Raw genomic sequence first — 25,325 nt, 5'->3', positions numbered from 1 at the left:
CCTTTCTCGTGCTCGGTCTGGATGGATTTGCTTACAGATCGTCCATGTGTTGTCAACCGCAGGTGGCTTCCACCCTGGTCACATCCCGTTCAGCGCAATGCGACCCGCGCTGCCTGGACGTCGTCGCGCACCCCCGAGCGGGTCTGGCGGCGCGCCAGGATCGCCACGATCATCAGGAGGGTCGGCGGCACGATCAGCGGGTCGATCAGCCAGGCGAATCCCGCCAGGCTGAAATAATAGGCCCGCAACCCATGATTGAAGTCGGTGGCGGCCCTGCTGAAATGGGCGGCGTAGATCCTGGCCAGCGGGGCGATCGTGGCGTCGGGCATCGGTGCCGGCGGCGCGGCCCCGATCAGGGCGATCATGTAGTTGTACTGGCGGATCGCCCAGGTGAACTTGAAGAAGCCGTAGATGAAGATCGTCAGGATCACGACGATCTTGAGCTGGGTCAGCCAGACGGTCGGCGGGTGGTCCAGCAGGAACTGGCCGAGCGTGGCCACGATCGTCTGCGCGTTGGCCAGCGCACCGATCAGCGCGCCGATCACCAGCACCGTCGTGGAGGCGAAGAAGGACGCGCTGGACAGGACATGGCCGACCAGCGCGGCGTCGGTGATGCGGTTCTCCCGCTGGAGCATCGACACCATCCAGTCCTGGCGGATCTCGACCATCGCCTCGTTCAGCGTGATGCGGCGGCGGGCGACCAGCGCCAGGACGTGGGGATAGAGCAGCCAGCAGCCGATCAGGGCCACGCAGGCGACGAGATCGGCCCAGCGCCCGGTGAACTGGATCACGTCCGCGGTCATGGGCTGGCGTCAGGCCGGCATGGCAGCGGAGACCCGGGCGGGAGGGACCGGCAGGGTATGGATCACGGCGCTTCGCCGCCCGGCCAGTGATTCGGTGCCTGCGGGTCGATCACCTCGTAGTCGGCCCGGTCCGCGACAAAGATGTGCCGCTCGATCACGAGGCCGGTCGGCTGGTCGAGAGAGCCGGCGCTGATCGAGATGTGCCGGCCATGCGCGGGCTTCCAGAACAGCGGCGAGCCGCACTGGCGGCAGAAGCCGCGCTCGGCCGAGGCCGAGGAGCGGTACCAGCCGAGCTGCGCGGTGTCGGTCACGGTCAGCCGGTCGGGTGCAGCCGCCGAATAGGCGCCGAGATAGCCGTGCGCCCGCCGGCACTGACCGCAATGGCAGATCGAGATCGGCTCCAGCGGCCCGTCCACCCGGTAGCGCACTGCGCCGCACAGGCAGCCGCCGCCGATCGATCCCGCCATGTCCCTGCTGGTCATTGCCTCGCCGTTCCGGGGTGCCCAGACTGTGCCGCAACCTTAGATCGACCGCCTCCGGAGGGCCAACCGTCATGACGCTCGTCCGCAAGACCTACGGAAAGGGGCGCGTGCGCGTGCTGCGTGTGCAGCGCCAGGTTCCGGGCCGGCCGGATGGCTGGCACGAGGTGCGCGAGGCCACGGTCAAGGCCATGGTGACCGGGGACTTCGCCGATACGTTCACCCATGCCGACAACACGAAGTCGATCTGCACCGACACGATCAAGAACATCGTCAACGTCGTGGCGCGCGAGCACCTGGACTGGAGCAACGAGGCGTTCTGCACCGCGATCGCGCGGCGCCTCCTCCACCAGTACCCGATGCTCGACGGGGCGAACATCACCAGCCAGGAGACGGTGTGGCGCCGCATCGTCACCGCCGGTCAGCCGCAGCCCCACGCCTTCACCCTGGACGGCAACGGCACGCCGTTCGCCCGCGCGACCATGACCCGCAGCTCGCTGCTCACCGAATCGGGCATCACCGGCTTCACCTTCATGAAGTCGACCGGCTCCGGCTGGGCCGATTTCGTGAAGGAGCCGTTCACGACGCTCAAGGAAACCGACGATCGCATCGCCGCCACCGCCATGGATGCGTCCTGGCGCTGGCACAGCGTGCCGCCCGACTACGAGGCGGCGCGGGCCCGGATCCTCGACACGATGCTGGATGTGTTCGGCAGCACCTACAGCAAGAGCATCCAGGACAGCCTGTACCGGATGGGCAAGGCTGCCCTGAAGGCGGTGCCGGAGATCGAGGAGATCACGCTGGCCTGTCCGAACAAGCACTACCTGCTGGTCAACCTGGAGCCGTTCGGGCTGGACAACGGCAACCAGGTGTTCACCGCGACCGACGAGCCGCATGGCCAGATCGAGTGCACGATCGGGCGGAACTGACGGCCCGGGGCGCGCATCCATTGCACAAAACCTCCCCGCGGCAGCGCCGTGGGGAGGTTTTGTCATCAGCAGGATCGGCCGGCCGGGCCTGACCCGGTGTCAATATACCCTGGCCCGTTCGCCGGTCGCCGAGTGCTGCTGGACGCGCAGGTTGTTCTGCACGTGCTTCACGCCGGACACGCGGTCCACGATGTCTTCCGCATGCCGCTTGTCGTCCGGGCTGTTCACCGTGCCGTTCAGCGTGACCTCGCCATTGGCGACCACCACCTCGATCTCGGTGGCATCGAGGTACGGATCATCCGTCAGGCGATCCTGGACATCCTCGCGGATCCGCTCATCCGAGCGGACATAGCCCTTCGGACCCTTCCCGCGATGATGCTGGGCACCCGTATCGCCCTCGCGGGCATCCTGGCGCCGGCGCCGCTCGGCGTCGTCGCTGCCGAACCAGGTCGCGATCTCGTCGCCGGCCCGCTCGAAGAAGCCACGGTCGCCGCGATAGCCCTCCTGACCATAGCCGCTGCGATAGGCTTCCTGACTATAGCCGCCACGGTAGGGGTCTTCCGCAAGGCCGCGGCCGTAGCCCTGGCGGAAGTCGCCGTTGTCGCCTTCCTCTTCGTAGAACCGGCCGTAATCACGACGGCCGTAGTCGCGTTCCTCGCTGGGGTAGCGGCCCTGGCCGAACCCACGGTCCCGGCCTCGGTAACTGCCGCGATCCTCCTGCCATCCGCGCGGGCGATCATGGTTCGCCATGGTGCCGTGCCTCCTTATCGAATCGGGAAGCCATTACTGGCGCGTCTACCGAACCAAACCACTCGCAGCGACAGGGTTCCTTTGAAGGTCGCGCCTCCGGTCCCCGCCAGTCAGCCTGCCACCGGCCGGACCGCGCGGCCGGAAGTGACCTCGCAGTCGATGCCCAGGGGGCGCCACGACGCATTGTTCAGCACCATCTCGCAACGGGCGAGCTGCCGCTTCCCGTCGACCTCCAGGCACACGACGTCGCCCTGCTCCGCGGTGCCGCCGGCATGGCGGCAGGGACAGGCGCGGTCAGCATGGCCATCGGACGATGCCGATGGCAGCCCCGTCAGCAGGACGACGAGCCAGCCCAGGTGCAGGAAGCGCGTTCGGTTCATGCGCGCACCGCCGTCGCGAAGCGGCCAGGACGGTCTGGCCCGGCCGGCAGCGTCGCATGTTTTCGCAAATCCGGTAAGCTCGTACCCTCGAGGCCGAGGACCGCCACCGGCTGGTCCCCGGCGCCACTCAGGGAGCAGGCCGATGTCCACCTACATCGCGCTGATGAACTACACCGACAAAGGCATGGCCAACATCCAGGAGTCGCCTGGCCGGCTGGACAAGGCCCGGGCGCTCCTGCGGGAGATGGACGGCGACTTCCGCCAGGTGTTCCTCACCATGGGCGGCTACGACCTGATCGTGATCTACGATGCGCCGGATGACGCCACCTCGGCGCGCTTCGCCCTGCGCCTGGGCATGCTGGGCTATGTGCGCACCACGACGCTGAAGGCTTTCCCGGAAGCCGCGTATCGCGAGATCATCGCGCATCTGGACGGCTGAACCAGCGGCCCGGCCGGAAAAACATCTCGCCGGGCCGCCTGCCCTGAGGCAGACGACCCGGCGAGCCGGACTGAAATTATCCGTCGACGGGCGGCAGACGTCTTCGGTCGCCGCAGACTATACGAGTGGAATTCATAATGGTGTGCATCGCGCAGACCTGGAGCGGCCAAGTCGATAGTGATCGCATGAATAAAAACGATCCCGAACCGACAACCGCTTGTCTCCAGTTCCGATGCGATTCGTAACCACACTCCGTTTCCGGGCCGGCACCTGAGTGTCGATGCCCACGCAGCGTCCGTACGTGAAAATGTTGACCTTCACTTGTACAAATCGACGCAGGGACATTGCCACGGCGGTCGGCCCCTTCACAACCTCGAATTGTGGTAAATTCGTATTAATTTTTGGCCCTTCCTGGAACTTCCAGTCTCGCCCCAGGTAGACGCCTAAATTTTCCCGTATAAGGTGAACTCGTGACTACCTCTCGATGGTGCTGCTGCCAGGGCTTGCCAGGGCGATGCAGGACCGTCATGCACCGGAGGCCAAATCGACCAGGCGCATATTTTCGTCCTGGTCCGTTCGCATTGTTCGTCGTCCCGCGGCCGTCACCGGCCAAGAGGGAAAGGATACTCGATGTCGTACATAAAGAGCCCTGATGCCTTCGATGCCTCCGGCCGCCTCGGCGGCCGATGCAGCACGGAGGGCGGTGCCGCCTTCGACCAGCCGAACCTCCTGGAGCTTTGGCACGAGCGCAACCGGCTGATCGACCGGCTCAGGGCGATCGACGAGTACGCGCAGCAGGACCTGCACGCCATGCTGAGCCGGAGCTGGGACCAGCTCGACCAGCGGATCGTCACCACGGCCAGCCGCAGCGTCGACGACCTGCGGGGAAAGCTGGCATTCATGCGCTGGTGGCTGAAGGAGCCGGATGACAGCCAGCAGTACCAGCTCATGCTGAGCATCGTGAACGATATCGAGCGGCTGATCCTGCCGAGCACCGCCCCGGACGAGGACCCGCCGCGCGGGAGGTGACCGCCCGCCCGTGGTTCAGGCCAGCTTCTCCCCGTCGCGCAGGATCGCGTCCACCGCCTCGGGATAGAAGGCGATCAGGTCCTTGATCCGCGGGATCTCCGGGATCGGGTTGCGGTAGGTCCAGGCGACGTTCTCGCGGATCGTCCCGTCGATCACCGCCGACCAGTAGGACGCCGTCCCCTTGTAGGGGCAGCGCGTCGTCCTGGGCGAGAAGGCCAGCAGGTCCAGGCGGCAGTCGTCCGGCGGCAGATAGTAGCGCACCGGGTGGTTGGTCTCGACCAGCACGAGCGGGCGGTGGCTGTCGGCCAGCACGACGCCCGCCAGCACCACCTGGATGTGCGCCGAGCTTTGCAGCGTGTCGATGCGGACCTGCGGGTCGCGCGGATGGACGAACACCTCCTCGTCCTCCTCGAACCAGGCGTCCACCGCGCCCCAGACGAAGGCGATGTAGTCCTTGAGCGGCGCCAGCGCCGGATCGGCCGGCTGCGGGTGGCTCCAGGCCGCATCGCGCACCTCGCGGTCCCCGCTGGCCAGGTCGAAGCGCTCGATCGGCCCTGCCCGGCCGGGGCCGCCGCCCAGGCCGGTCGAGCGCAGATGCGCCGGCTTCACGTCGATCCGCGGGAAGTAGTAGACCGGCAGGATGCCCTGGCCGCGCAGGATCAGGACATTGCGGCTGTCGGCCACGACCTCGCCGGCGAACAGGGCCCGGACCCGCTTGTGGCAGGGCAGGACCATCAGGACGCCGCTGCCCAGCTTGTCGTCGTCCAGCAAGGGAGGCTCCTTCAGCTGGCCGGGCCCGCGGCGAACCGGTTGGCGGGGCGAGGCAGGCCCAGCCGGCTGCGCAGCGTTCCGGGCGCATAGTCGGTGTGGAAGACGCCCCGCCGCTGCAGTTCCGGCACGACCCGGCCCGCGAAGAGGTCGAGCCCCTCGGGCAGGAGCGGGAACATCAGGTTATAGCCGTCCGCCGCACCCGCAAGGAACCATTCCTCCAGCCGGTCCGCAACGTCGGTGGCGGTGCCCGAGACGGTGGCGACCGAGCCGGTATTGGCCATCTTGCGGCCGAGCTCGCGGATGGTGAGCCCCTGCCGCGCCGCGTCGCGGATCAGGCCCAACTTGGTGTGCCCCGATGCGAACCCGTCCTCGCCCGGCAAATCGGGCAGCGGCCCGTCGATCGGGTAGCGGGACAGGTCGGTGCGGGTCCAGTAGGAGAGGAGGTCGACCGCGACCTTGTCGAGCAGCAGGTCCTTCAGCGCTTCCGCCTTCTCCGCCGCCTCGTCCCGGCTGTCGGCCACGATCGGCTGGAGGCCGGGCAGGATCTTCAGGTCCGAGGGTGCGCGGCCGTGCTTCGCCAGGCGCTGGTTCATGTCGGCGCGGTAGGCCAGGCCCTCGTCGAGGCTGCGGAAGATGCCGAAATGGATGTCGGCGTGACGGGCGGCCAGTTCCTTGCCGTCATGGGAGGAGCCGGCCTGGACCAGGAGGGGATGGCCCTGCGGCGGGCGCGGGATGTTGAGGGGGCCGCGGACCTTGAAGAACGCACCCTGGTGGTCGAGATGGTGGACCCTGGCCGGGTCGGCGAAGCAGCCGCTCTGCTTGTCGATCAGGAGCGCCTCGTCCTCCCAGCTGTCCCAGAGTGCCTTCACCACGTCCACGGCTTCATGGGCGCGCGCATAGCGGGTGCCGTGCTCGAGCTGCCGGTCGCGGCCGAAGTTCAGCGCCTCCTCGTCCATGGCCGAGGTAACGATGTTCCAGGCAGCCCGCCCCTGGCTGATGAAGTCGAGCGAGGCGAACTTGCGGGCGATGTGGAACGGCTCGTTATAGGTCGTCGACGCCGTGCCGATCAGCCCGATCTCGCTGGTCACCGCGGCCAACGCCGACAGCAGGGTGAACATCTCCAGCCGCACATTGGCATAGTGCGCGATGCCGCTCGGCAACTGGTCCCAGATCGCGACCTCGTCCGCCACGAACAGCACGTCCAGCTTCGCCCGCTCGGCGGTCTCGCACAGCCGGCAGTAGTAGGCGAGGTCCAGTATTTCCGCGCCCGGTGCGTGCGGATGCCGCCAGGCCACCCGATGGTCGCCCTGCGGGTTGAAGAAGAAGGCGCTCAATATCATCGAGTTGCGTGGTGCCATCGCTGGACGTCATCCCGATCTTGGGCCCCGCAGGAGAATGAGCTCGCCCGGCCCGATTATCACCGGAGGGTGACGGCAGAAACCGGCGAGGCGGCGATCAGGCCGTGCCGGCCGGCTGCCTGCTCCAGCTGCCGGCGATCGCCTGGACGAAGGTCGCCGCCAGGATCAGCATGCCGCCTAGCAGTACCGCCGGCGGCGGCACCTCCGCCACGACCAGCCAGACCCACAAGGGCGAGAGGGCCAGTTCGGCCATGGCGACGAGCTGCAACTGAGCGGCCGGCATGTGCCGCGCGCCGCGCGTGTAGCAGACCATGCCCAGGCCCAGCTGGACCACGCCCATGGTCACGCACAAGGCGAGGTCGCGGCCGGTGACGGCGAAGCCGGTACCGATGCCCCCGGCACTGCCGAGCAGGACGGCCAGTGCCAGCAGGGAGGAGATCACGCCGGAGGCCAGGCTGGCCGGCAGCATGTCGCCCTGCCGGCCCCGGCGCAGGAAAAAGCTCATGAGCGCGAAGCAGATGGCACTGCCCAGAGCCAGCAGGTTGCCGACCAGCCGGTCGAAGCTCACTGCACCCTCGACCATCACCAGGATGCCGGCCATGGCCATGATCATCGCGACCCAGGTGACGGCCGGGATGGGCTCCTTCAGGAACATCCGGCCGAGCAGGGCGGTGACGAAGGGCGCTACCCCGGACATGAAGAGCGCGTTGGCGACCGTGATGGTCTCGAGCGACAGGATGAACAGGACCAGCGTGCCGCAGGAGGCGGCACCGGCCAGGAGCGCGTCCCAGCCGGCCTCGCGGATCGCGGCCACCAGCCGGTGGCGATAGTGGATCGCGAGCAGGGCCAGCATGGTGCCGGTGAGTGCCAGCGAGCGGTAGAAGATGATCTGCCAGCTCCCGGCCGCCTCCGTCAGCCGCACGAGCACGCCGGACAGGCTGAAGAAGCAGGTGGCCAGCACCACGAGCAGGACGCCCTGGCGATAGGCGGCGCTGTCCGGAACCGCCGCGAGCACCGGGACGGCCTGCCGCCGGAGGCTCACAGCGGGATGTCGTACGTTACCCACTTGGTTTTCACGCCTACCCGGTCATAGACGCTGCGTGCGCGGTAATTGTCCTCCGCGGTGATCCAGCGGATCACCGACCAGCCACGTTTCCGGCCTTCTTCGGCAATCGCGGCGAAGATCGCCTGCGCGGCACCGGAGCCGCGGGCCGCAGGGTCGACGAACAGGTCGTCGAAGAAGCCGCCGGTGCTGGCGGCGAGCGGGCGGGCGAAGGGGCGGAAATGGGCCAGTGCGATCGGCTTGCCGTTGTCGTCCAAGACCAGGAAGCCGGTCACCTCATGGTCCGGGTCCTGCAGCCAGCCCCACACCCGGGCACGCATCTCGGGCGTCTGCTCGACCTTGTAGAAGGCGGCGTAGGCCGCGTAGAGGCACTCCCACTCGTCCCGATGCTCCGGCGTGATCGGGACGATGCGGGTCATGCACGGGCCTCCAGGATGGCGTCGACCAGTTCGACGAAACCGGCACCAGCTTCGGACGGAGTGACATAGGCTGGCAAGGCCGGCATGCGGTCGGCAAAGCGCAGGACGTTGGCGACCCCCACCGCGTTGGGGAACCAGCCGAACATCGGCGCGTCGTTCGGGCTGTCGCCGGCATAGATGAAGCGCTCCCGCTCCGCCGCCAGGTCGATGCCCAGCGCCTCCAGGGCGAAGATCCTGGACATGGTCAGCTTGTCGTGGTCGCCGAACCAGCCATTCACGTGGATCGAGGAGACCTTGGCCACGGCACCGGCCTCCTCGAAGATCTGGACGATCCGGTCGACCGCCTCGCGCGGCAAAGGCGGGACGTCCTCGCAGAAGTCGATGGCCAGATCGGTCTCACGGTAGAGCTGGTCGGAGGCGACGGCGGCACCCGGCACCTCTGCCAGCACCCGCTCGCGGATCGCCACCAGCCGTGCGCGATTGGCGGCACGCACCGCCTCGTCCTGGGCAAAGCGCCGGATCATCCGGCGCTGCCTGTGGTCGTAGCGGAAGGAGAAGGCCCCGTTCTCGCCGACCACCCCGTCGACCGGCCAGAAACGGGCCACCATGTCGCACCAGCCGGCCGGCCGACCGGTGATGGGCACGACCGTGATCCCCGCCTTCTGCAGCCGGCCCAGCGCCGCATAGGCCGCAGGTGTCAGCCGCCCCTCCGTCGTGATCGTGTCGTCGATGTCGGTGAACAGGCCGGCACAGGCGCTTCGGGTGGCAGCGGGCATCGCGGCCAGGGGTTGCATGTCGTTCTCCTAGGAAGCCGCCTCGGTGCTCGGGCGCATCCGCTGGACCAGGTGATAATGCTTGGAGCGGCAGCGCAGCGGGTCCAGCGGGTGGATCCAGCGGGCGTTGAAGGCATTGTGCCAGTCGCGCGGGGTGTGGCCCAGCACCGGCTCCAGCGCATTGATGTTCAGGCGCGGGCGCAGGAAGGGCACGGCCCGCAGGAGCTTCCAGGCATAGAGCTTCAGCTTCCAGCCGCGGATGTCGCCGCCCAGGTCCTTGTGCTTGGCCGCCAGCAGCCGGCGCGCCCGCTCGTGCTTCTCGGCCAGGCGCTTGGCCTCGGGGCTGTTCGGGTCGCTCGGCCAGCCGCGCCGGTGCAGGATCGCGATCTCCTTGGTGAACACCACCTCCTTGCCGGCCTTGAGCACGCGCAGGGTGAGATCGGGATCGATGCCGTAGTCGCGCAGTTCCTCGTCGAACCCGCCCAGCCGGCGCAGCAGCTCGGTCGGCAGCACGCCCTGGTTGACGTTGAGCACGCCCGCCACGCCGATCCCGCCGATATAGGGCGCCTTGACGAACGGCCCGACCAGGTCGCGGACCTTGAGGCCGACCATGCCGATGTTCGGGTTGTTCTCCAGGATCTCCACCGCCCGGTCGAGGGCACCCTCGGTCACCAGATTGTCGTCGGACACCCAGCAGACATAGGGGGTCTCGACCCGGGCGAAGACCTCGTTCAGCGCCCGGGCCTGGCCGCGCCGCTCGCCTTCCCGGACCACCACGAGGTTGGCCTGTTTGCGCCGCTCCAGCATCTCCAGCGTGCCGTCCGTGCTGCCGGCATCGCTCACCACCACCAGATGCGGCACGTGGGTGTGGGTCTCGATGCTGTCCAGCAGGTCGGAAAGGTCGCCGCAGCGATCGCAGGTGCCCACCACGACGGTGAGCTTGGCGGTGGAGTGGTCGGGCAGGCGCAGGCCCTCGCGCACGCCGAGCTCGTTGAGCGCCCAGCGGGCGTAGAGGCCGATCCCCTCGGCCAGCGCCACGCCCGGCCGGAAGCCCAGCTCGCGGGTCATCCGGTCGGCGTTGGCGACCAGGCTCTTCGGGTTGCCGCGATGCTCTTGGCCATCGAAGCTCAGGCTGACGAACCTGCCGGTCGCGGTGGCAAGCCGGTCGGCGATCGCGCGCACCGTGGTGGCCGTGCCGGTGCCGCCATTGACCAGCACGCAGTCGCCGAGCCTGGGATCGGCCAGCCGCACGATCAGCCGCGCGGCATCCCGGCCGTGCATGAAGTCGCGGGTCTCCTCGCCCGTGCCGAACATCGGCAGGTCGAGCCGGCCGTCCGCGAGCTTGACGCAGGTGTCCCAGAGCAGCTGCTTGCGCAGCCCCTCGCCATAGAGCGAGAAGAAGCGCACGATCCGGGTCTTGAGCCCGAGGTCGCGTGCGGCCGAGCGCAGCAGTTCCTCACAGGCGACCTTGTGGCTGCCATAGACCGAGACCGGCCGTAGCGGATCGTCCTCGGCGGCCGGGTGGCCGCTCTCGCCATAGACCGCCGCGGAGGAGGGATAGACCAGCACCGCGTCCGGCGCCGCCTCGCGCAATACCTCGATCACGTCCGCCGTCAGCACCACCGAGCGCTGGAACTCGCCGAACGGATCGGCCTGCGCCCTGCCGACACTGCCGGTGCCGGCACAGTGGACCACCAGCTGCGGCTTGCCCGAGGACGCGATCAGCTCCTGGAGGCTCGCCTTGGTGACCTCGCCCTCCACCGCCGTGGCGAGCGGCAGGCCGCGCCGGCCATGGCCGATCCCGACCACCCGCCAGCCCGCCTTCACCAGTTCCTCGACCACCATCCCGCCGAGGAAACCGAAGCAGCCGGTCACCAGGGCCAGGCGGTCGACCCGCTTGCCGGTCATCGTCAGTACTTGCGGATTGCGAAGCCTACGCCGTAGCCGGCGTCCGCGAAGGTCCAGGCGGAAAAACGCGGGTCGTTCGCCACCTGCGTGCGCCAGACCTCCGCCAGGCCCGGATGGGCCGGATGGCTGACATCGTCGAACACCACGGCACCGCCCACCGCCAGATGCGGCAGGACGTCGGCCAGGTCCTCGGCGGCACCGGGATCGGTATGGTCGCCGTCCACGGTGATCAGGTCGAAATAGGTGCCGGGATTCTCGGCGAAGTACTTCTTCACCGTGACGTGGCTGTTGCCGTCGATGAACTCGGCCTTGCCGGTATGGCCGACCTTCTTCAGCTCCGCGCGGACGAAATCGGGGCCGGGATTCTCCATCCCGGCATAGTTCTTCATCCACATGTCGAACAGGACCACGTCGACGCCGGGCGTCTGGCTCGCCACCGTGCAGACCGAGCGGCCGCGGCGCACGCCGATCTCCAGGTAGCGCTGGGGCTTGAGCGCCTTGGACATGGTCAGCAGGACGGTCACGATGTCGGCATAGATCCAGTCGTCGCCGAAGCGCTTCAGGCCTTCGGTGTAGAACCGGGTCAGGTAGCGGGTGTAGTCGTCGGGCGAGAGCTTGCCCATGATCTCCAGCGCCTGCCGGAGCGTTTCGGCAGACGCGGCATCGAGCGCGAAGGTCTCGGCACCCGCCATGACCGGCGGGTACCATTCGGTCTCGCCCTGGGCCGCGCTGTAGCAGACGGCTTCGCAGCGCGCGGCGTCCTTGCCATAGGCAGGCTTGGCCCAGGCGGCGCGTTCCTCGGGCGTGGAGACGGGGGTCTGGGCGGGCTGGGAACGGAACAGGCGCCGGATCATGCGGCAACGAACTCCTTGAGGTTGCGGACCGGCACGGCCGGGTTGCCGCTGGCGATGACGCCGGAGGGAAGGTCGGTGGTGACGACCGAGCCGCCCGCCACCACGGTATCGTCGCCGATCGTGACGCCGCGGAACACGATGGCGTTCATGCCGAGCCAGCAGCGTCGGCCGACCGTCACCGGTGCATGGGCGATCCGATAGTCGGTGTTCTTCGACAAGCCCAGGATCTTCGCGAAGTGGCGCTCGCGCTCCTCTGCGTCGATCGGATGGGTGTTGTTGTCGAACACCTGCACGCCATGGGCGAACAGGGTGCCGTCGCCGATCTGGATGTGGTTCATCGCCGAGATCAGCACGCCGTCGCCGAAATAGCAGCGCTCGCCGACCGTGAGCCGGCCGGTGGGCTCCAGGCGCATGATGGCGCGGCTGACGGTGTGGCGGCCGATGCTGACGGCCTCGCGCTTGTTGCGGTTGACCAGCCGGGCATCCAGGCCCAGCCGGATGTCGGGGCCGAGCTGCCCCGCCGCATGGAACGAGCGCCAGACCGCCTGCAGCCGGCGTGCGGCGGCCAGCGAGCGCGTCATCTTGAAGGCGGCGAGAAAGCCGGACGGCTCCAGGAACACGGGCCCGTCGGCGAACGCATGGTCAAAGGGAGAGAGTGCCGGCATGCGGCCTGGTGACCGTTCGCGAGGGGGTGGATCTTCGCCCGGGCGCCAAATGGTCGGCGCGGATGGCGTCTCATCGCGAGAGGTTCTAGACGGGCACGGCAACCGGTTCAAGAACGCGAGTCTGTCCTGCTCATGCGCCTGACCTGGCCGTTTGGCCGCGCCACGTCCGGGGGTCCGCCGCCCCAGCCCTCGACGCCCCGGCCGACGGCGAACGCGCACCGGCCGACCGACCTGTCGAAGATCTCGGTGGTGCTGGGCACGCTCGACCGGATCCACCTGCTCGTACCCGCGATCGAGAGCGTGCGGGCGCAGCAGGTGGCGGCCGAGGTCGAGATCGTGGCGATCGACGGCGGCTCGACGGACGGGACGCTGCCCTGGCTCACCGCGCAGAAGGACATCATCACGATCGTCCAGCACAATCGCGGGGAATGGCAGGGCAGGCCCTTGCCCAAGCGCAGCTGGGGCTTCTTCATGAACCTCGCCTTCCGCGCGGCCAATGCCGAGATCGTCTGCATGATCTCCGACGACTGCCTGGTGCTGCCGGGGGCACTCCAGGCGGGGCTGGACCGGCTGGCGGAACTGGAGGCGAAGGGCGAGCGGGTAGGGGGGCTGGCCTTCCCGTTCCGCAACTGGCCGGACGATGGCCGCTTCTTCGTGGGCAGGACGCTGGGCGGGCGGATGATGGTGAACCATGGCTTCCTCCTGCGCCGTGCCATGGCGGATGTCGGCTGGATCGATGCCGAGGCGTACCGGTTCTACAAGGCCGACAGCGACCTCTGCCTGAAGATGTGGGACAAGGGCTGGACGATCCACGACGTGCCGGACGCCCATGTCGAGCACTATGTCGATCCCGGCGAGGCGCTGAGGGTGCAGAACAACGCGACCATGGCGGCGGACCGGGACGTGTACGTGCAGCGCTGGAAGGAACTGGCGAAGCAGGAGCTGCCCTCCCGGCAGGAATATGACTGGCAGGATCCGGAGAGGACGGCGGACCAGGTGTTCGGGCCGATCCGGCAGCAGAGCCTGGAGGCGAGTGCGTCGTGAGGATCGGGCTGCGCGTCCTGAGCAATCCCCTGTGGACCGGCGGCATCCACTATGTGCTGGCCTGGGCCACCGCCTTGTCCCGCCTGCCCTCTACTGAGCGGCCCGAGGTCGTGCTGCTGGTGGCGGACGAGCGCGGCCAGCCGATCGCGGAGGCCAACCGGCACCTGGCGGCGGCGGTCGAGCCGTTCGACCGGACGGCCTTCCTCGACCTGGACCTGGTCTATCCCGCCACCCAGCTCTTCGAGGCGCCAATCGGGGCACCCTGGGCCGGCTGGATCCCGGACTGGCAGTGCCGCTACCTGCCCGAGCTGTTCGACCAGGCGGAATATGCAAGGCGTGACCTGCATTTTCGGCTGCTCGCGACCCGCACCCCGGCGCTGGCCGTCTCCTCCGCGATGGCGGAGGCGGACACGCGCCGGATCGTCGGCGACGCCATGGTGCCGACCGTGCGCCTGCCCTTCCCGGCCCTGGTCGATCCGGGCGAGGTGGCGGCCATGCCGCGTGCCGAGGAGGCGCCGGAGCGCTACCTGCTGATCTGCAATCAGTGGTGGCGGCACAAGAACCTGGAGCTGCCGGTGGAAGCCCTGGCGCGCTGCCGGGATCGCAGCATCCAGCTCGTGTTCACCGGCGAGACCAAGGACCCGCGCTGGCCGGACAACGAGGCACGCATCCGTGGGCTGATCGAGCACCACGGCCTGACAGAGCGCTGCCACGTGCTGGGCCGCATCCCACGCGTCACCCAGTTGGCCCTGCTGCGCGACTGCACGGCGGTGATCCAGCCGTCGCGGTTCGAGGGCTGGAGCTCGGTGGTGGAGGAGGCGAAGGTCCTCGGCCGCCCGCTGCTGCTGGCGGAGTTCCCGGTCCATCGCGAGCAGGCGCCCGACGCCCGCTTCTTCGGCACGAACGACCCGGATGCGCTGGCCGAAGCGATGGACGATGCCTGGGCCGGTCGGATCGAACCGGTCCCGTTCGATGCCGAGGCCAACGTGCTGGCCTGTGCCCGGCGGCTGGTCGATCTCGCCGGCATCACCCGCCAGCGCTACGACCCGCGCCTTCACGACCCGGGCGTGCTGCTGGCCGGTTTCGAGCAGGAACTGGAGCGGCTCGCCGCCGACCCGGCCATGGCCGAGCTGGTCAAGCGGCAGCAGGGCGCGGTCCACGCCCTGCGCCGGCGGGAGTCGGCCCTGGACGCCGAGCGTGCGATGCGGGTGGAGGCGGCGCCGGCGGCCTCCCTGCTCGGGCGGCTGAAGGGCTGGCTGTCAGGCCGCGGCTGACGCCGGCTCGGCGTCGTGCAGGCCTAGAAGCTCGGCGGGATAGATGAACGGCGACCCGTTCAGGATGCCGTCGCAGATCACGTCCAGGCCCGGATGGTGGCCGGGCATCAGCTCCTCCAGGCTGGTGATGCCCAGGTCGTACATGGCCTTGGACTTGGACGGCACCAGGAAGGGCAGCGGCAGCATCCGCCGGAAGAAGAAGTGGTAGGCGTACATTCGGGCCCGGCGGACTGTCGCCGCGTCCAGCCGGCGGCCGAACGGCAGCCCGCCCAGGATCTCGCGATAATGCTCGACCGAGCGGGCGTCGGTGGTGAGGCCCTTGTTGCGGATCCAGGCCTCGCCGGCGACGATCACCGGGATGCCCAGCGAGGTCAGCTCCACGCCGGTCTTGGTGCCGTACACGATCGCGGAATCGCACAGCAGCATGGCCGCATAGGTGCTGACCTGCTCCTCCGGCCCGATCACGTGGACGTTGGGCGGCAGCACCGGGAAGACCTTGGCGATCTCGTCCACCGCCTTCTGCCGGGCCGGCACCGTGCCCCGGATCTCGGCCGGGTGGACCCGGATCAGGAGCTGCAGCTCCGGGTGGTCGGCGAACCAGCGCACCGTCTCGATCAGCCAGGCGCCCATGTTGGGGAAGGCGTTGGCCGGATAGTGGAGCTGGGCGTCCCAGAACACGTTGGTGAGGCAGCCGATGATCGGCCTGTTCCGGTCGATCTTCCGCTCGTTGATGAGCTTCTCGACGTCCTCGTCAGGCTTCTCATGGAACCAGATCCAGTCGCGCGTGCCCGACCAGCGGCTCTTGAGATAGTCGACGATCAGCTGCTCCTGCGCGTCGTCGAACGGCAGGTTCTCCCACTCGGACACCGGCTCGTCCATGAGCGTATGGTGGTAGGTGTCGTGGTGGCTGAAGATGAAGCAGTTCTTGCGGTACGCCGCGACCCAGTTGGCGACGTGGACGCCCTGCCTGCGGCAGGCCTCGCCGACGATGCCCTGCGGCACGTAGATGCCGTGGTGGAACGCGGCGGCGTCGATCCGCTCCTTGGCGAACAGCGCCTGCATCGCAAACGCAGTGATCAGCGACGCCTCGAAATAGCGGCGCAGCACCGGCTCGCCCAAAGGCTCGTTCTCGAGCGTGCCGCGGGCGAAGAAGCGCAAGGCACCGGCCTTGGCATGGTCGCCCACCGCCATGCCGTCCAGCACATAGGTCGGGATCTGGTCGGCCGGGAGGGTCTCGGCGAGGCGGCGCGCCTCGGCCTTGGCCCGGTCATCGCACAGCGTGCCGAGCGTGTGGTGCTCGATCGGCAGCTGCTCGAACACCATCGAGCCGGTCTTGAAGCAGTGCTTGCACAGCCGCTCGGCCAGGCGCCGGTCGACCAGGTCCTCCGGCCCCTTGAGGTTGGTCCACATCGCCTGCAGGCAACCAGGCAGGGCAGCATCACACAGGAGATGGTGGACTTTCGCGCCACGCAGTGCCAGGGAGACCGCGAGCACGCTCTCCAGCAGGGTCACCAGGGCGTGGCCGCCGGTGTTGGTGGCGATCAGGACCGACTTGCCCTTGTGCGACCGGCGCGTGGCCCGCTCCCACAGGGCGCGGTCCTTCTCGATCAGGCTGGCCCAATCGACCAGGGCACCCTGGGCGGCGGCACGGATAGGGGCCGCCTCGGCCTTGAGCCGGCGGAACAGGCGCTGCAGCAAGGACGGAAACTCCTGGCGCCCGTGACCCGGACGCGCGGGGGGAATTGATGTCCGCCTAGGATCATGCGATAGGCGCGCTGTCAATCGCGCCGGACACGCCCAGGTAGAATTGCCGCTCCGGGTGCCTTGCGGCCGGTGCGCGTGACCTGATCAGAGACCGAGAGTCCCCCGTCCATGGCAGTCATCCAGTCGCCGCGTCAGGACCAGACGCAGCCGACTCTCGTGATCGAGCACAAGAGCGTGGCCGATCTCGCCACGATGTGGCGGGATCTGTGGGCGTACCGGCACCTGATCCGCTACCTGGCCGGGCGCGAGCTCAAGGGCCGCTACCGCGCCTTCACGCTCGGGCGCGCCTGGTTCCTGATCAAGCCGCTCTCGGAGATGCTGGTCTACGTGCTGATCTTCGGGCTGGTCCTGAAGCTGCACCGCGGCAGCCTGCCCTATCCGCTGCACGTCTATACCGGCCTGATCGCTTGGCTGTTCTTCGCCGGTGCCGCCACCCGCGTGTCGTCCAGTTTCACCAGCTATCGCGGGATGATGACCAAGGTCTACTTCCCGCGCCTGGTCCCGCCGATCGTGGCGCTGGTGGTGGAGTTCGCCGACATGGCGGCGGCCTTCGCCTTCGGCGTGCTGATGATGGCGACCTACATCCTGGTGCCGGGCCTGCTGGGTGAGGGCGAGAGCGCCGCGCCGGGCATCGGCCTCGTCACCCTGCCCCTCTGGCTGCTCCTGCTGGTGATCTGGACCGCGGGCGTCGGCCTGTTCGCGGCGTCCCGGAGCGTCAAGCACCGCGACGTCGGCATGATCCTGGCCATCTTCATGCGGGTCTGGATGTACACCGCGCCGGTGATCTACCCGATCAGCTTCATCCCCGAGAACTATCTCTGGCTCTACCGGATGAACCCGATCGCGGTGATCATCGAGGGCTTCCGCGCGTCGCTGACCGGCCAGGCCCTGCCGCCGCTCACGGCGATCCTATGGACCTTCATCACCGGAATGTGCCTCCTGGCCTACGCCCTGTTCCTGTATCGCCGCACCGAACGCGACATCGTCGACCACTTCTGATGACCCTGCCCGCCATCGAGGTCCAGAACCTCGGCAAGAGCTATGTCCTCAACCGCAAGAGCGGCGAGGCTGCCAGCCGCACCGTGTGGGTCCTGGACGACATCTCGTTCAGGGCCGATCCCGGCGACGTGATCGGCATCATCGGCAAGAACGGGGCCGGCAAGTCGACCCTGCTCAAGATCCTGGCCAGGATCACCGAGCCCACCCGCGGCCGGGCGATCATCCGCGGCCGAGTCGCCAGCCTGCTGGAGGTCGGCACCGGCTTCCACGACGAGTTGTCGGGCCGCGAGAACGTGTTCATGAACGGCACGCTGCTCGGCATGACGCCCACCGAGGTGCGCAAGCGCTTCGACGAGATCGTCGCGTTCTCCGGGGTCGAGCGCTACATCGACCAGCCGGTCAAGCACTACAGCTCGGGCATGCGGGTGCGCCTGGCCTTCTCGGTCGCGGCCCATCTCGACCCGGAAGTCATGTTCATCGACGAGGTGCTCTCGGTCGGCGACATGGAGTTCCAGGACCGCTGCCTGAAGCGGATGAACCAGCTCACCACCGAGTTCGGCCGCACCGTCCTGTTCGTCAGCCACAACATGAACGCGGTGGCGACCTTATGCCCCCGCGCCCTGCTCCTGAACCAGGGCAAGTGCGTGGCGCTGGGCCCGACCGGCGAGGTCATCAAGCAGTATCACGGGCTGGTCCACGGCATCAAAGAGAAGCGGGGGCTGGCCGAGCGCGAGGACCGCACCGGTGCCGGCGGCGTGCGCTTCCTGGAGGTCCAGATCCAGGACGGCAGCGGCAAGCCGGTCGAGTTCGCCCGTTCCGGCACGCCGCTGCGCCTGGCGCTGCGCTACCGCTTCGACGCCGATACCCCCTTGAGCGACCGGGTGACGCTCAACGTCGCCTTCAACAATGCCCGCGGCCAGCGGCTGTTCGCGACGCCCTCGGACCTGATGGGCAAGGTGGACGGCAAGGTCGCGCGCGAGGGCTGGTGCTTCGTCGAGATCCCGAAGCTGCCGCTGATGCCGGGCCGCTACGAGATCGACATCGCCTTCCAGATCGACCGGCTGACCCTGGACAAGGTCGCGGGTGCCGCGGTGGTGCCGGTGGTGGAGGGGCCGTTCTACCCGACCAACCGGCTGCCCAACAGCCTCTCGGGCGACCTGCTGGTGGACTATGAGTGGTCCATGTCGACCGGAGCCAGCCTGCCGGCCAAGCTCAAACCGGCCCCAGCCCGTGTGGAGGTCGGCAAGGAGCCGATAGCCGGGCAGCTGATGGCGATGGCGGCACCGGCCAACGCCCTGGAAGGGCGTGCCCGGGAGCTGCTGAACCAGCCAATACCCGATGCGGCGGAGCATGCGGCGCTCAGCAGCGAGGTCGCGACGGGCAGGGCCCGGGTCACCGCACTCCGCTCCCTCCTGCCGCAGGACGACCAGACCAGCGCAGAGGTTGCAGAGCGGCTCGATGCCACGTTCGGCCGCATAGCGCGCCATCTGGCCGAGGCGGAGCTTCCAGCGCTGCTGGGCGTGCCGCTACCGGCGAACGTGCGCGAGCGCGGCCTGCCGGTCGACGACCCGCGGATCCCCCCACGCGACCAACCCGGGCCGGCCATCGCCGAGTTCGCCAGGCCGGTCCTGGGCCTGGCCGGCTTCATCGACCAGGTGCTGAGCGGCTGGCAGGGGCTGGAGCACCAGCGCCAGGCGGTCGAGGTCATCGCCGCTCGTGCCCAGGCCTATCTCGAGCGTACTGATGCCATTCTCGCCGGCGCACCGGAGGATTCGGCGGGGCGCAACACCCACCGGCAGATCGCCGGGCGGCTGCACGAGATCCTGGACGAGGCCGACTTCCTCCGCGGGGCGCCGGCCGGTGCTAGTGCCGAGGAGCTCCGGCGTGCGTGGCTCAAGGCCAAGGCCGAGCGGGCGCAGGTCCTGCGCGGCCCGCACGAGGTGCCGGATCCGGTCGGCCAGCCGGTCCAGACCCGGCTTGCCCGGCTGGCGCCCGCGGTGAATGCCCTGGAGAAGGCGACGGCGGCACTGGTGACCCAGGCGGAGGCGATCGATCCGGCACAGTACCGCCGGCTGCAGGATTGGGCGGCGGGCTTTGCAGCACGGGTCGGCGGCCTGCAGGATGACATCGGCGGCGACGCCCAGGCGAGCCGCATGGCCGGCGAGCTGACCGCTGCACTCGATCGGGCGCGGCAGAATCTCGCCGATGTCGAGCTGGCGATGCTGCTGGGCGTGCCGGTGCCGGATGGCGGCCTGGGCCGCGATCTCGCAGCGGACGATCCGCGCCTTGCCGAACGCGCCACCGCCGACGCCTCGCTCGCCGAGCTGTCCCGCCCGGCCGTGCTGCTGGCGGGCCATGTCGATCATGCGCTGGAGCATTGGCAGGGCAGCGACGCCCAGCGCCAGGCGATGGCGCTGGTGGCAGCGCGGTCGGAGGGCTTCCTGCGCCGGGCCGATGCGCTGCTCGCCAGCGCATCGGGCAATCCCGCCGCCATCGACGTCCACAACCAGGTGACGCTGCGGCTCAAGGACGTGCTCGACTGGGCGGAGTATCTACGGCAGGCACCTGTCGGCGCAGGTGCCGGCGCGGACGCGCTGTTCGCCGCCTGGCAGGCGGCCTCGCGGGTGCGCGAGTTGCACCTCTCGCAGATCTTCCAGGGCATCGAGGCGGTGAGCGTCCCGATCGGCGCCATCAATCAGGAAAGCGCCCACGAGAACCAGGTCGACCTGCTCTATGTCTCGGCGATCGCCAAGGCGATCGGGGCCAGGCGGATGTTCGAGGTCGGCACCTATATGGGCCGGACCACTTGGCATCTGGCGGCGCTCGCCCCCGACGCGCAGGTATGGACCCTGAACCTGCCGCCGGAGGCCGATCCGCGTATCGCGCCGGTGCTGGGCTCCTATTACCGCGGCAGGCCGGAGGCGGCCCGCATCCACGAGCTGTGGACCGACAGCAAGACCTTCGAGCCCGGCGAGCTGGCCGGGACGATGGACTTCGTGTTCGTCGATGCCGATCACAGCTACGACGCGGTCATGGCCGACACGGAGCGGGCCCTGAAGCTGGTGCGGCCCGGGGGCGTGGTGCTCTGGCACGACTATGCCGCGAAGTCGCCGGGCGTGGTGCGCTTCGCCCATGATTTTGCCAGGGAGCGGCCGCTGTTCCGGATCAAGCACACCTGCCTGCTCTGCCTGATCGAGGGCGTGGATGCGGAGAGCTTCCAGCCCAACCCGATGCGCCGCGGCCTGGGCGACTGAGCATGACGACAGCCGGTCTTCCTCGACAGGATCGTCCATGACAGTTGTTCGGGGCCTTCCAGGACGCTACCAGATCGCACCCGCGACGCGCCCAGATTTCGTGCAGACAGGAAGCCGCGACGCGGTTGCGCCGTTCGCCTTGCTTGGAGTGGTCGATGTCTCGTGAGCTCGTCATCGCCGGTCGGCGCATCGCCGATGATACCGATACCTATGTGATTGCCGAGGTGGGGCACAACCACCAGGGCAGCGTCGAGAAGTGCAAGGAAATGATCGACGCCGCGGTCGCATGCGGCTGCGATGCGGTGAAGCTGCAGAAGCGCGAGAACCGCGCGCTGTTCACCAAGTCGATGTACGAGAGCAGCTACAACTCCGAGAACGCCTTCGGCTCGACCTATGGCGAGCATCGCGAGGCGCTGGAGTTCGATGACCGGCAGTATGTCGAGCTGGCGAACTACTGCAAGCAGAAGGGCATCGCCTTCTTCTCGACCGCGTTCGACTTCGAGAGCGCCGACTTCCTCCACGCGCTGGACATGCCGGCCTTCAAGATCGCGTCCGGCGACATCATCAACACGCCGCTGCTCGAATATGTCGCGAAGCTCGGCAAGCCGATGATCGTGTCCACCGGTGGCGCCACCATGGACGACGTGAAGCGCGCCTACGAGACGATCATGCCGATCAACCGGCAGCTCGCGATCCTGCAGTGCACCGCGGGCTACCCGCCGGCCTGGGAAGAGCTGAACCTCCGGGTGATCGAGACCTATCGCAAGGCCTTCCCGGACATCGTGATCGGCTTCTCCAGCCATGATTCCGGCATCGCCATGCCGCTGCTGGGTTACGCCCTGGGCTCGCGGATGGTCGAGAAGCACTTCACCCTCGACCGCACCATGAAGGGCACCGACCATGCCTTCTCGCTGGAGCCGGTCGGCATGCGCAAGCTGGTGCGCGACCTGAAGCGCGCCCGGGTCGCCATGGGCGATGGGGTGAAGAAGCAGTACCCGTCGGAAGAGAAGCCGCTCTTCAAGATGGCGAAGAAGCTGGTCGCCGCCCGCGACCTGCCGGCCGGCCACGTGCTGACCCGCGAGGACATCGCGATCAAGTCGCCGAACGACGGCCTGCCGCCGCACCAGATGAACGTGGTGATCGGCCAGAAGCTGACGGCAGCACTGGCGGCGGACGACAACATCACGCTCGAAGGCCTCGCCCGTGCGTGATCCGCTGTTCGACCTGGTCGGGCGCGTCGTGATCGTCACCGGCGCGCTGGGCCAGCTCGGCAGCGCCTATGCGGCAGCATTGGTGGAGAGGGGGGCGAAGGTCGCCCTCCTCGACCGCCATGACGACATCTCCCGGTTGCCGGCGCCCCTGCAGGAAGCCTGTGCCGATGGCCGCGCCCTGGCGCTGGCGGCCGACGTCACCGACCGGGAGGCACTCCAGGCAGCGCTGCGGCGGATCGAGGCCCGGCTCGGCACGCCGTCCGGCCTGATCGCCAACGCGGCGCTGGACAGCCCCCCGAACGCGCCGGCGTCGGAGAACGGGCCGTTCGAGGACTACCCGGTCGACTCGTTCCGCAAGGTGCTGGACGTCAACGTCACCGGCGTCATGCTGTGCTGCCAGGTGTTCGGCGGCGCCATGGCGAAGGCCGGCCAGGGCTCGATCGTGCTGATCGGCTCGATCTACGGCGTGGTCTCGCCCGACCAGTCGATCTACGAGTACCGGCGCAGCGAGGCCGAGACCTTCTTCAAGCCGGTGGCCTATTCGGCCAGCAAGTCGGCGCTCTACAACCTGACCCGCTATCTCGCGACCTACTGGGCGGGCAGGGGCGTGCGGGTGAACAGCGTGACGCTCGCCGGGGTGTTCGCCAACCAGGACCCGCGTTTTCTCGAGGGCTACCTGAAGAAGATGCCGCTCGGCCGGATGGCGGAGCCCGACGACTATGTCGGGATCATGGTCTATCTGCTCTCCGATGCGTCGCGCTATGCAACCGGCGCCGAGTTCCGCATCGACGGGGGCTGGACCGCCTGGTGACGTGTCGGCCGACTTTGTGCTAGCATTCATGCTAGCAGCGGTCGGAGGTGACTCATGGCGACGATCCTGGTGCGCAATGTCGATGACGCGGTGGTCGAGCGCCTCAAGGCGCAGGCGAAGGAGCACGGCCGGTCGATGGAAGCCGAGGTCCGTGCGCTACTGACTGAGGCGGCAGGTCCACCAGGGGACCTCACTGGTGAGGCACTTTGGGAGTTTCTGCGCAGCGGTCCCAAGGTGACTGAGGACTTCGAACTGGACATCCCTGACGACTACTCGATCCCTCCGAACCCGTTCGAAGACGAATGAACTACATCCTCGACACCAACGTCGTGTCGGAGATGATGCGACCTCAGCCTGACGTCCGTGTGCATAGCTGGGTAACCCGAAAGGTACTCTCACAGCTTTTCATTACGGCGACGACGATCAACGAGATCACCTTCGGCCTTCAACGTCTGCCTGCGGGACGTCGTCGGCAGGAACTTCAGGTCCACCTGAATGATCTGGTCAATCGGCGCTTCGCGGGCAGGATATTGCCGTTCGACAAGGCAGCTGCTGTACGCTGTGGCGAGATCCGCGCTGCAGCAATGATGCGTGGCCGTCCCGCAGGATTTGCCGACGCGGAGATCGCCGCCGTCGCACTTACCCATTCCATGACCGTCGCCACCCGCGACCTGGGCGACTTCGCCGTGTTCGGCGTTCCCCTCGTCGACCCGTTCGATCCGAAGGCAGTAGCATGACGACCATCCCCGGCACCCTGGACAATCATATCGGCGGCCGCGAGGTCCCGGCGCGCAGCGGCGAGCGGATCGAGAAGTTCGACCCGTACACGGGGCAGCTGCAGTCACGGATCGCGCGCTCGTCGGTTGCCGATGTCGACGATGCGGTCCAGGTGGCGAAGGCGGCGCAGCCTGGCTGGGCGGCCGTGCCGGCGGTGCAGCGCGGGCAGATCCTGCACCGGATCGCCAACATCATGGAGGCCAAGGCCGACGAGCTGGGCGCGGTGGTGGCGGCCGAGACCGGCAAGTCGCTGAAGGAAGGCAAGGGCGAGGTCGGTGCGGCCGTGCAGTGCGCGCGGTTCTTCGCGGGTGAGGGGCAGCGCCTGTTCGGACGGACCATTCCCTCGGGCACGGCGGGCAAGCTCAACCTGACGGTGCGCACGCCGGCCGGTGTGGCCGGGCTGATCATCGCGGCCAACACGCCGGCGGCCAACGTCGCCTGGAAGGTCTTCCCGGCCCTGATCTGCGGCAACGGCGTGGTGCTCAAGGCGGCGGAGGACACGCCGTTCACGGCGGGCTGGATCGCCCGGGCGGCGGCCGAAGCCGGCCTGCCGGCGGGTGTGCTCAACGTCGTGCACGGCCTGGGGGCTGAGGCCGGCGAGCCGCTGGTGCTGCATGATGCGGTGGACGTGGTGAGCTTCACCGGCTCGACCCGGGTCGGCCGGCGTCTGGCGGAGCTGGCGGGTGCCCGGCTGAAGAAGATCAGCCTGGAGCTCGGCGGCAAGAACCCCTTCGTGGTGATGGACGACGCCGATCTCGACAAGGCGGTGCGCTGGGCGGTGCTCTCGGCCTTCAGCAATGCCGGCCAGCGCTGTGCTGCCGGCAGCCGGATCATCCTGCACGCGCCGATCTACGACGCGTTCACCGAGAAGTTCGTGACGGCCACCCGGGCGCTCAGGCTCGGCAACGGCGATAGCGACGATCTGGGCCCGGTCATCAACGCACGGCAGCTCGCCAACATGCAGGCAGCCGTGGAGCGGGCCAGGGCGCGGGGGGCCCGGGTGCTGGTCGGTGGCACCCGCGCCGATGCGCCGGAACTCGCGGCGGGCTTCTTCATGATGCCCACCATCCTGGAGGGAGTGGCCGCCGAGGACGAGATTACCCATTCCGAGCTGTTCGGGCCGATCACCTGCCTGTACCGGGCGGACAGTTTCGAGCATGCGCTGGAACTGGCCAACGGGACCGCCTATGGGCTGACGGCCTGCATCCATACCCGCTCCTTCGACCGCGCCTTCCTGTTCTGCGAACGGGTGCGCGCAGGGGTGGCGGTGATCAATGCCGGCACCCACGGCAGCGAGGCCCACATGCCGTTCGGTGGCCGTGGCTTATCCGGAAACGGCACGAGAGAACCCGGGACCGAGGCACTGGATATCTATAGCGAACTCAAGAACATCGCCATCAACACCGATTTTTCCGGAGCCTGATCGGCAGCATCCTGCGCGACACAGGCGGCTGTTCTTGCAGGGGTGCGGTGAATTCGCCTGATTGAAGGCTTCGGGGTAGCCAACTATCGTCCCGGTAGTTTCGGATCAGGGCTGTTCACCCAGCCCAGGGCGCCGGCCAAGCCGTTTG

At 68.3% G+C, this 25,325-nt stretch carries 25 protein-coding genes; 12 read left to right on the top strand and 13 right to left on the bottom strand.

Going from position 1 to position 25,325, the window contains the following annotated elements; translation table 11 throughout:
• Nucleotides 1-89: 89 nt before the first annotated feature.
• The gene (locus HLA95_RS11370; protein ID WP_191059957.1) at nucleotides 90-803 is read right to left on the bottom strand and encodes a DUF599 domain-containing protein; all 714 of its coding nucleotides are present in this window, start codon (nucleotides 801-803) and stop codon (nucleotides 90-92) included.
• 62 nt (nucleotides 804-865) lie between these two features.
• Entirely contained in the window at nucleotides 866-1,285 is a 420-nt protein-coding gene (locus HLA95_RS11365) for a GFA family protein (protein WP_223861532.1), read from the bottom strand.
• Between the two features lie 71 nt (nucleotides 1,286-1,356).
• Here HLA95_RS11365 and pucL point away from each other — a divergent pair, with 71 nt between their 5' ends.
• Nucleotides 1,357-2,211, top strand: coding sequence for a factor-independent urate hydroxylase (gene pucL, locus HLA95_RS11360; protein ID WP_191059958.1), 855 nt, complete (start codon nucleotides 1,357-1,359; stop codon nucleotides 2,209-2,211).
• A gap of 99 nt (nucleotides 2,212-2,310) precedes the next feature.
• Here the strand turns inward: pucL and HLA95_RS11355 are convergent, their stop codons facing one another.
• Both HLA95_RS11355 and HLA95_RS11350 read right to left on the bottom strand, forming a co-directional pair.
• Nucleotides 2,311-2,961, bottom strand: a complete 651-nt coding sequence (locus HLA95_RS11355) for a BON domain-containing protein (protein WP_191059959.1) — start codon at nucleotides 2,959-2,961, stop codon at nucleotides 2,311-2,313.
• Nucleotides 2,962-3,071: 110 nt separating this feature from the next.
• Nucleotides 3,072-3,341, bottom strand: coding sequence for a hypothetical protein (locus HLA95_RS11350; protein WP_191059960.1), 270 nt, complete (start codon nucleotides 3,339-3,341; stop codon nucleotides 3,072-3,074).
• Between the two features lie 142 nt (nucleotides 3,342-3,483).
• Between HLA95_RS11350 and HLA95_RS11345 the strand changes: the two genes are divergently transcribed.
• Both HLA95_RS11345 and HLA95_RS11340 read left to right on the top strand, forming a co-directional pair.
• A complete protein-coding gene (locus HLA95_RS11345) occupies nucleotides 3,484-3,780 on the top strand; it encodes a GYD domain-containing protein (RefSeq protein ID WP_191059961.1) in 297 nt (98 codons plus the stop codon).
• 630 nt (nucleotides 3,781-4,410) lie between these two features.
• Nucleotides 4,411-4,809, top strand: a complete 399-nt coding sequence (locus tag HLA95_RS11340; protein WP_191059962.1) for a hypothetical protein — start codon at nucleotides 4,411-4,413, stop codon at nucleotides 4,807-4,809.
• Between the two features lie 15 nt (nucleotides 4,810-4,824).
• Here the strand turns inward: HLA95_RS11340 and HLA95_RS11335 are convergent, their stop codons facing one another.
• From HLA95_RS11335 to HLA95_RS11300, 8 genes are all read right to left on the bottom strand, one after another.
• Nucleotides 4,825-5,580: a DUF427 domain-containing protein gene (locus HLA95_RS11335; RefSeq protein WP_222183368.1), complete on the bottom strand. Its 756-nt coding sequence runs from the start codon at nucleotides 5,578-5,580 to the stop codon at nucleotides 4,825-4,827.
• 11 nt (nucleotides 5,581-5,591) lie between these two features.
• The gene (locus tag HLA95_RS11330; protein ID WP_222183366.1) at nucleotides 5,592-6,938 is read right to left on the bottom strand and encodes an LLM class flavin-dependent oxidoreductase; all 1,347 of its coding nucleotides are present in this window, start codon (nucleotides 6,936-6,938) and stop codon (nucleotides 5,592-5,594) included.
• A gap of 97 nt (nucleotides 6,939-7,035) precedes the next feature.
• The gene (locus HLA95_RS11325) at nucleotides 7,036-7,980 is read right to left on the bottom strand and encodes a DMT family transporter (protein ID WP_222183364.1); all 945 of its coding nucleotides are present in this window, start codon (nucleotides 7,978-7,980) and stop codon (nucleotides 7,036-7,038) included.
• Nucleotides 7,977-8,420 carry a GNAT family N-acetyltransferase gene (locus HLA95_RS11320; protein WP_191059187.1) on the bottom strand — a complete coding sequence of 148 codons (444 nt, stop codon included), beginning with the start codon at nucleotides 8,418-8,420 and terminating at the stop codon, nucleotides 7,977-7,979. Before HLA95_RS11320 ends, HLA95_RS11325 begins: the two co-directional genes overlap by 4 nt.
• Nucleotides 8,417-9,214: an HAD-IIB family hydrolase gene (locus HLA95_RS11315; RefSeq protein ID WP_191059188.1), complete on the bottom strand. Its 798-nt coding sequence runs from the start codon at nucleotides 9,212-9,214 to the stop codon at nucleotides 8,417-8,419. Before HLA95_RS11315 ends, HLA95_RS11320 begins: the two co-directional genes overlap by 4 nt.
• Before the next feature lie 9 nt (nucleotides 9,215-9,223).
• Nucleotides 9,224-11,101: an NAD-dependent epimerase/dehydratase family protein gene (locus tag HLA95_RS11310; RefSeq protein WP_191059189.1), complete on the bottom strand. Its 1,878-nt coding sequence runs from the start codon at nucleotides 11,099-11,101 to the stop codon at nucleotides 9,224-9,226.
• Nucleotides 11,102-11,103: 2 nt separating this feature from the next.
• Nucleotides 11,104-11,955: a class I SAM-dependent methyltransferase gene (locus HLA95_RS11305; protein WP_222183362.1), complete on the bottom strand. Its 852-nt coding sequence runs from the start codon at nucleotides 11,953-11,955 to the stop codon at nucleotides 11,104-11,106.
• Nucleotides 11,952-12,620 (bottom strand): acyltransferase, encoded by a 669-nt coding sequence (locus tag HLA95_RS11300; protein ID WP_191059190.1) that lies wholly within the window; start codon nucleotides 12,618-12,620, stop codon nucleotides 11,952-11,954. The genes HLA95_RS11305 and HLA95_RS11300 overlap by 4 nt, the downstream gene beginning before the upstream one ends.
• A gap of 132 nt (nucleotides 12,621-12,752) precedes the next feature.
• Between HLA95_RS11300 and HLA95_RS11295 the strand changes: the two genes are divergently transcribed.
• Nucleotides 12,753-13,664: a glycosyltransferase family 2 protein gene (locus HLA95_RS11295; protein WP_191059191.1), complete on the top strand. Its 912-nt coding sequence runs from the start codon at nucleotides 12,753-12,755 to the stop codon at nucleotides 13,662-13,664.
• Complete coding sequence (locus HLA95_RS28185) at nucleotides 13,661-14,938, top strand: glycosyltransferase (RefSeq protein WP_222183360.1); 1,278 nt, start codon at nucleotides 13,661-13,663, stop codon at nucleotides 14,936-14,938. Before HLA95_RS11295 ends, HLA95_RS28185 begins: the two co-directional genes overlap by 4 nt.
• On the opposite strand, the gene HLA95_RS11285 is transcribed toward HLA95_RS28185, so the two are convergent.
• Nucleotides 14,924-16,636, bottom strand: coding sequence for a capsule biosynthesis protein (locus tag HLA95_RS11285; RefSeq protein ID WP_255591833.1), 1,713 nt, complete (start codon nucleotides 16,634-16,636; stop codon nucleotides 14,924-14,926). The two genes, HLA95_RS28185 and HLA95_RS11285, sit on opposite strands and share 15 nt — an antisense overlap.
• A 174-nt stretch (nucleotides 16,637-16,810) precedes the next feature.
• Between HLA95_RS11285 and HLA95_RS11280 the strand changes: the two genes are divergently transcribed.
• The 7 genes from HLA95_RS11280 to HLA95_RS11250 all read left to right on the top strand — a co-directional run bounded on the left by HLA95_RS11280 (nucleotide 16,811) and on the right by HLA95_RS11250 (nucleotide 25,177).
• Complete coding sequence (locus HLA95_RS11280) at nucleotides 16,811-17,701, top strand: ABC transporter permease (RefSeq protein ID WP_191060698.1); 891 nt, start codon at nucleotides 16,811-16,813, stop codon at nucleotides 17,699-17,701.
• On the top strand, nucleotides 17,701-20,955 hold the full coding sequence (locus tag HLA95_RS11275) for an ATP-binding cassette domain-containing protein (RefSeq protein ID WP_255591832.1): 3,255 nt from the start codon (nucleotides 17,701-17,703) through the stop codon (nucleotides 20,953-20,955). The genes HLA95_RS11280 and HLA95_RS11275 overlap by 1 nt, the downstream gene beginning before the upstream one ends.
• Before the next feature lie 155 nt (nucleotides 20,956-21,110).
• Entirely contained in the window at nucleotides 21,111-22,166 is a 1,056-nt protein-coding gene (locus HLA95_RS11270; protein ID WP_191058380.1) for an N-acetylneuraminate synthase family protein, read from the top strand.
• Nucleotides 22,159-22,977, top strand: a complete 819-nt coding sequence (locus tag HLA95_RS11265; RefSeq protein WP_191058379.1) for an SDR family oxidoreductase — start codon at nucleotides 22,159-22,161, stop codon at nucleotides 22,975-22,977. Before HLA95_RS11270 ends, HLA95_RS11265 begins: the two co-directional genes overlap by 8 nt.
• A 54-nt stretch (nucleotides 22,978-23,031) precedes the next feature.
• Nucleotides 23,032-23,283, top strand: coding sequence for a FitA-like ribbon-helix-helix domain-containing protein (locus HLA95_RS11260; protein ID WP_191058378.1), 252 nt, complete (start codon nucleotides 23,032-23,034; stop codon nucleotides 23,281-23,283).
• Nucleotides 23,280-23,714 carry a type II toxin-antitoxin system VapC family toxin gene (locus HLA95_RS11255; RefSeq protein WP_191058377.1) on the top strand — a complete coding sequence of 145 codons (435 nt, stop codon included), beginning with the start codon at nucleotides 23,280-23,282 and terminating at the stop codon, nucleotides 23,712-23,714. Before HLA95_RS11260 ends, HLA95_RS11255 begins: the two co-directional genes overlap by 4 nt.
• Nucleotides 23,711-25,177 (top strand): aldehyde dehydrogenase family protein, encoded by a 1,467-nt coding sequence (locus HLA95_RS11250; protein WP_191058376.1) that lies wholly within the window; start codon nucleotides 23,711-23,713, stop codon nucleotides 25,175-25,177. Before HLA95_RS11255 ends, HLA95_RS11250 begins: the two co-directional genes overlap by 4 nt.
• Nucleotides 25,178-25,325: the final 148 nt, after the last annotated feature.

Origin of the sequence: Geminicoccus harenae (assembly GCF_019800005.1) — a bacterium.
Lineage (GTDB): Bacteria > Pseudomonadota > Alphaproteobacteria > Geminicoccales > Geminicoccaceae > Geminicoccus > Geminicoccus harenae.
The sequence above is the reverse complement of the archived record's forward strand: the minus strand, read 5'-3'. Positions and strand labels throughout refer to the sequence as shown.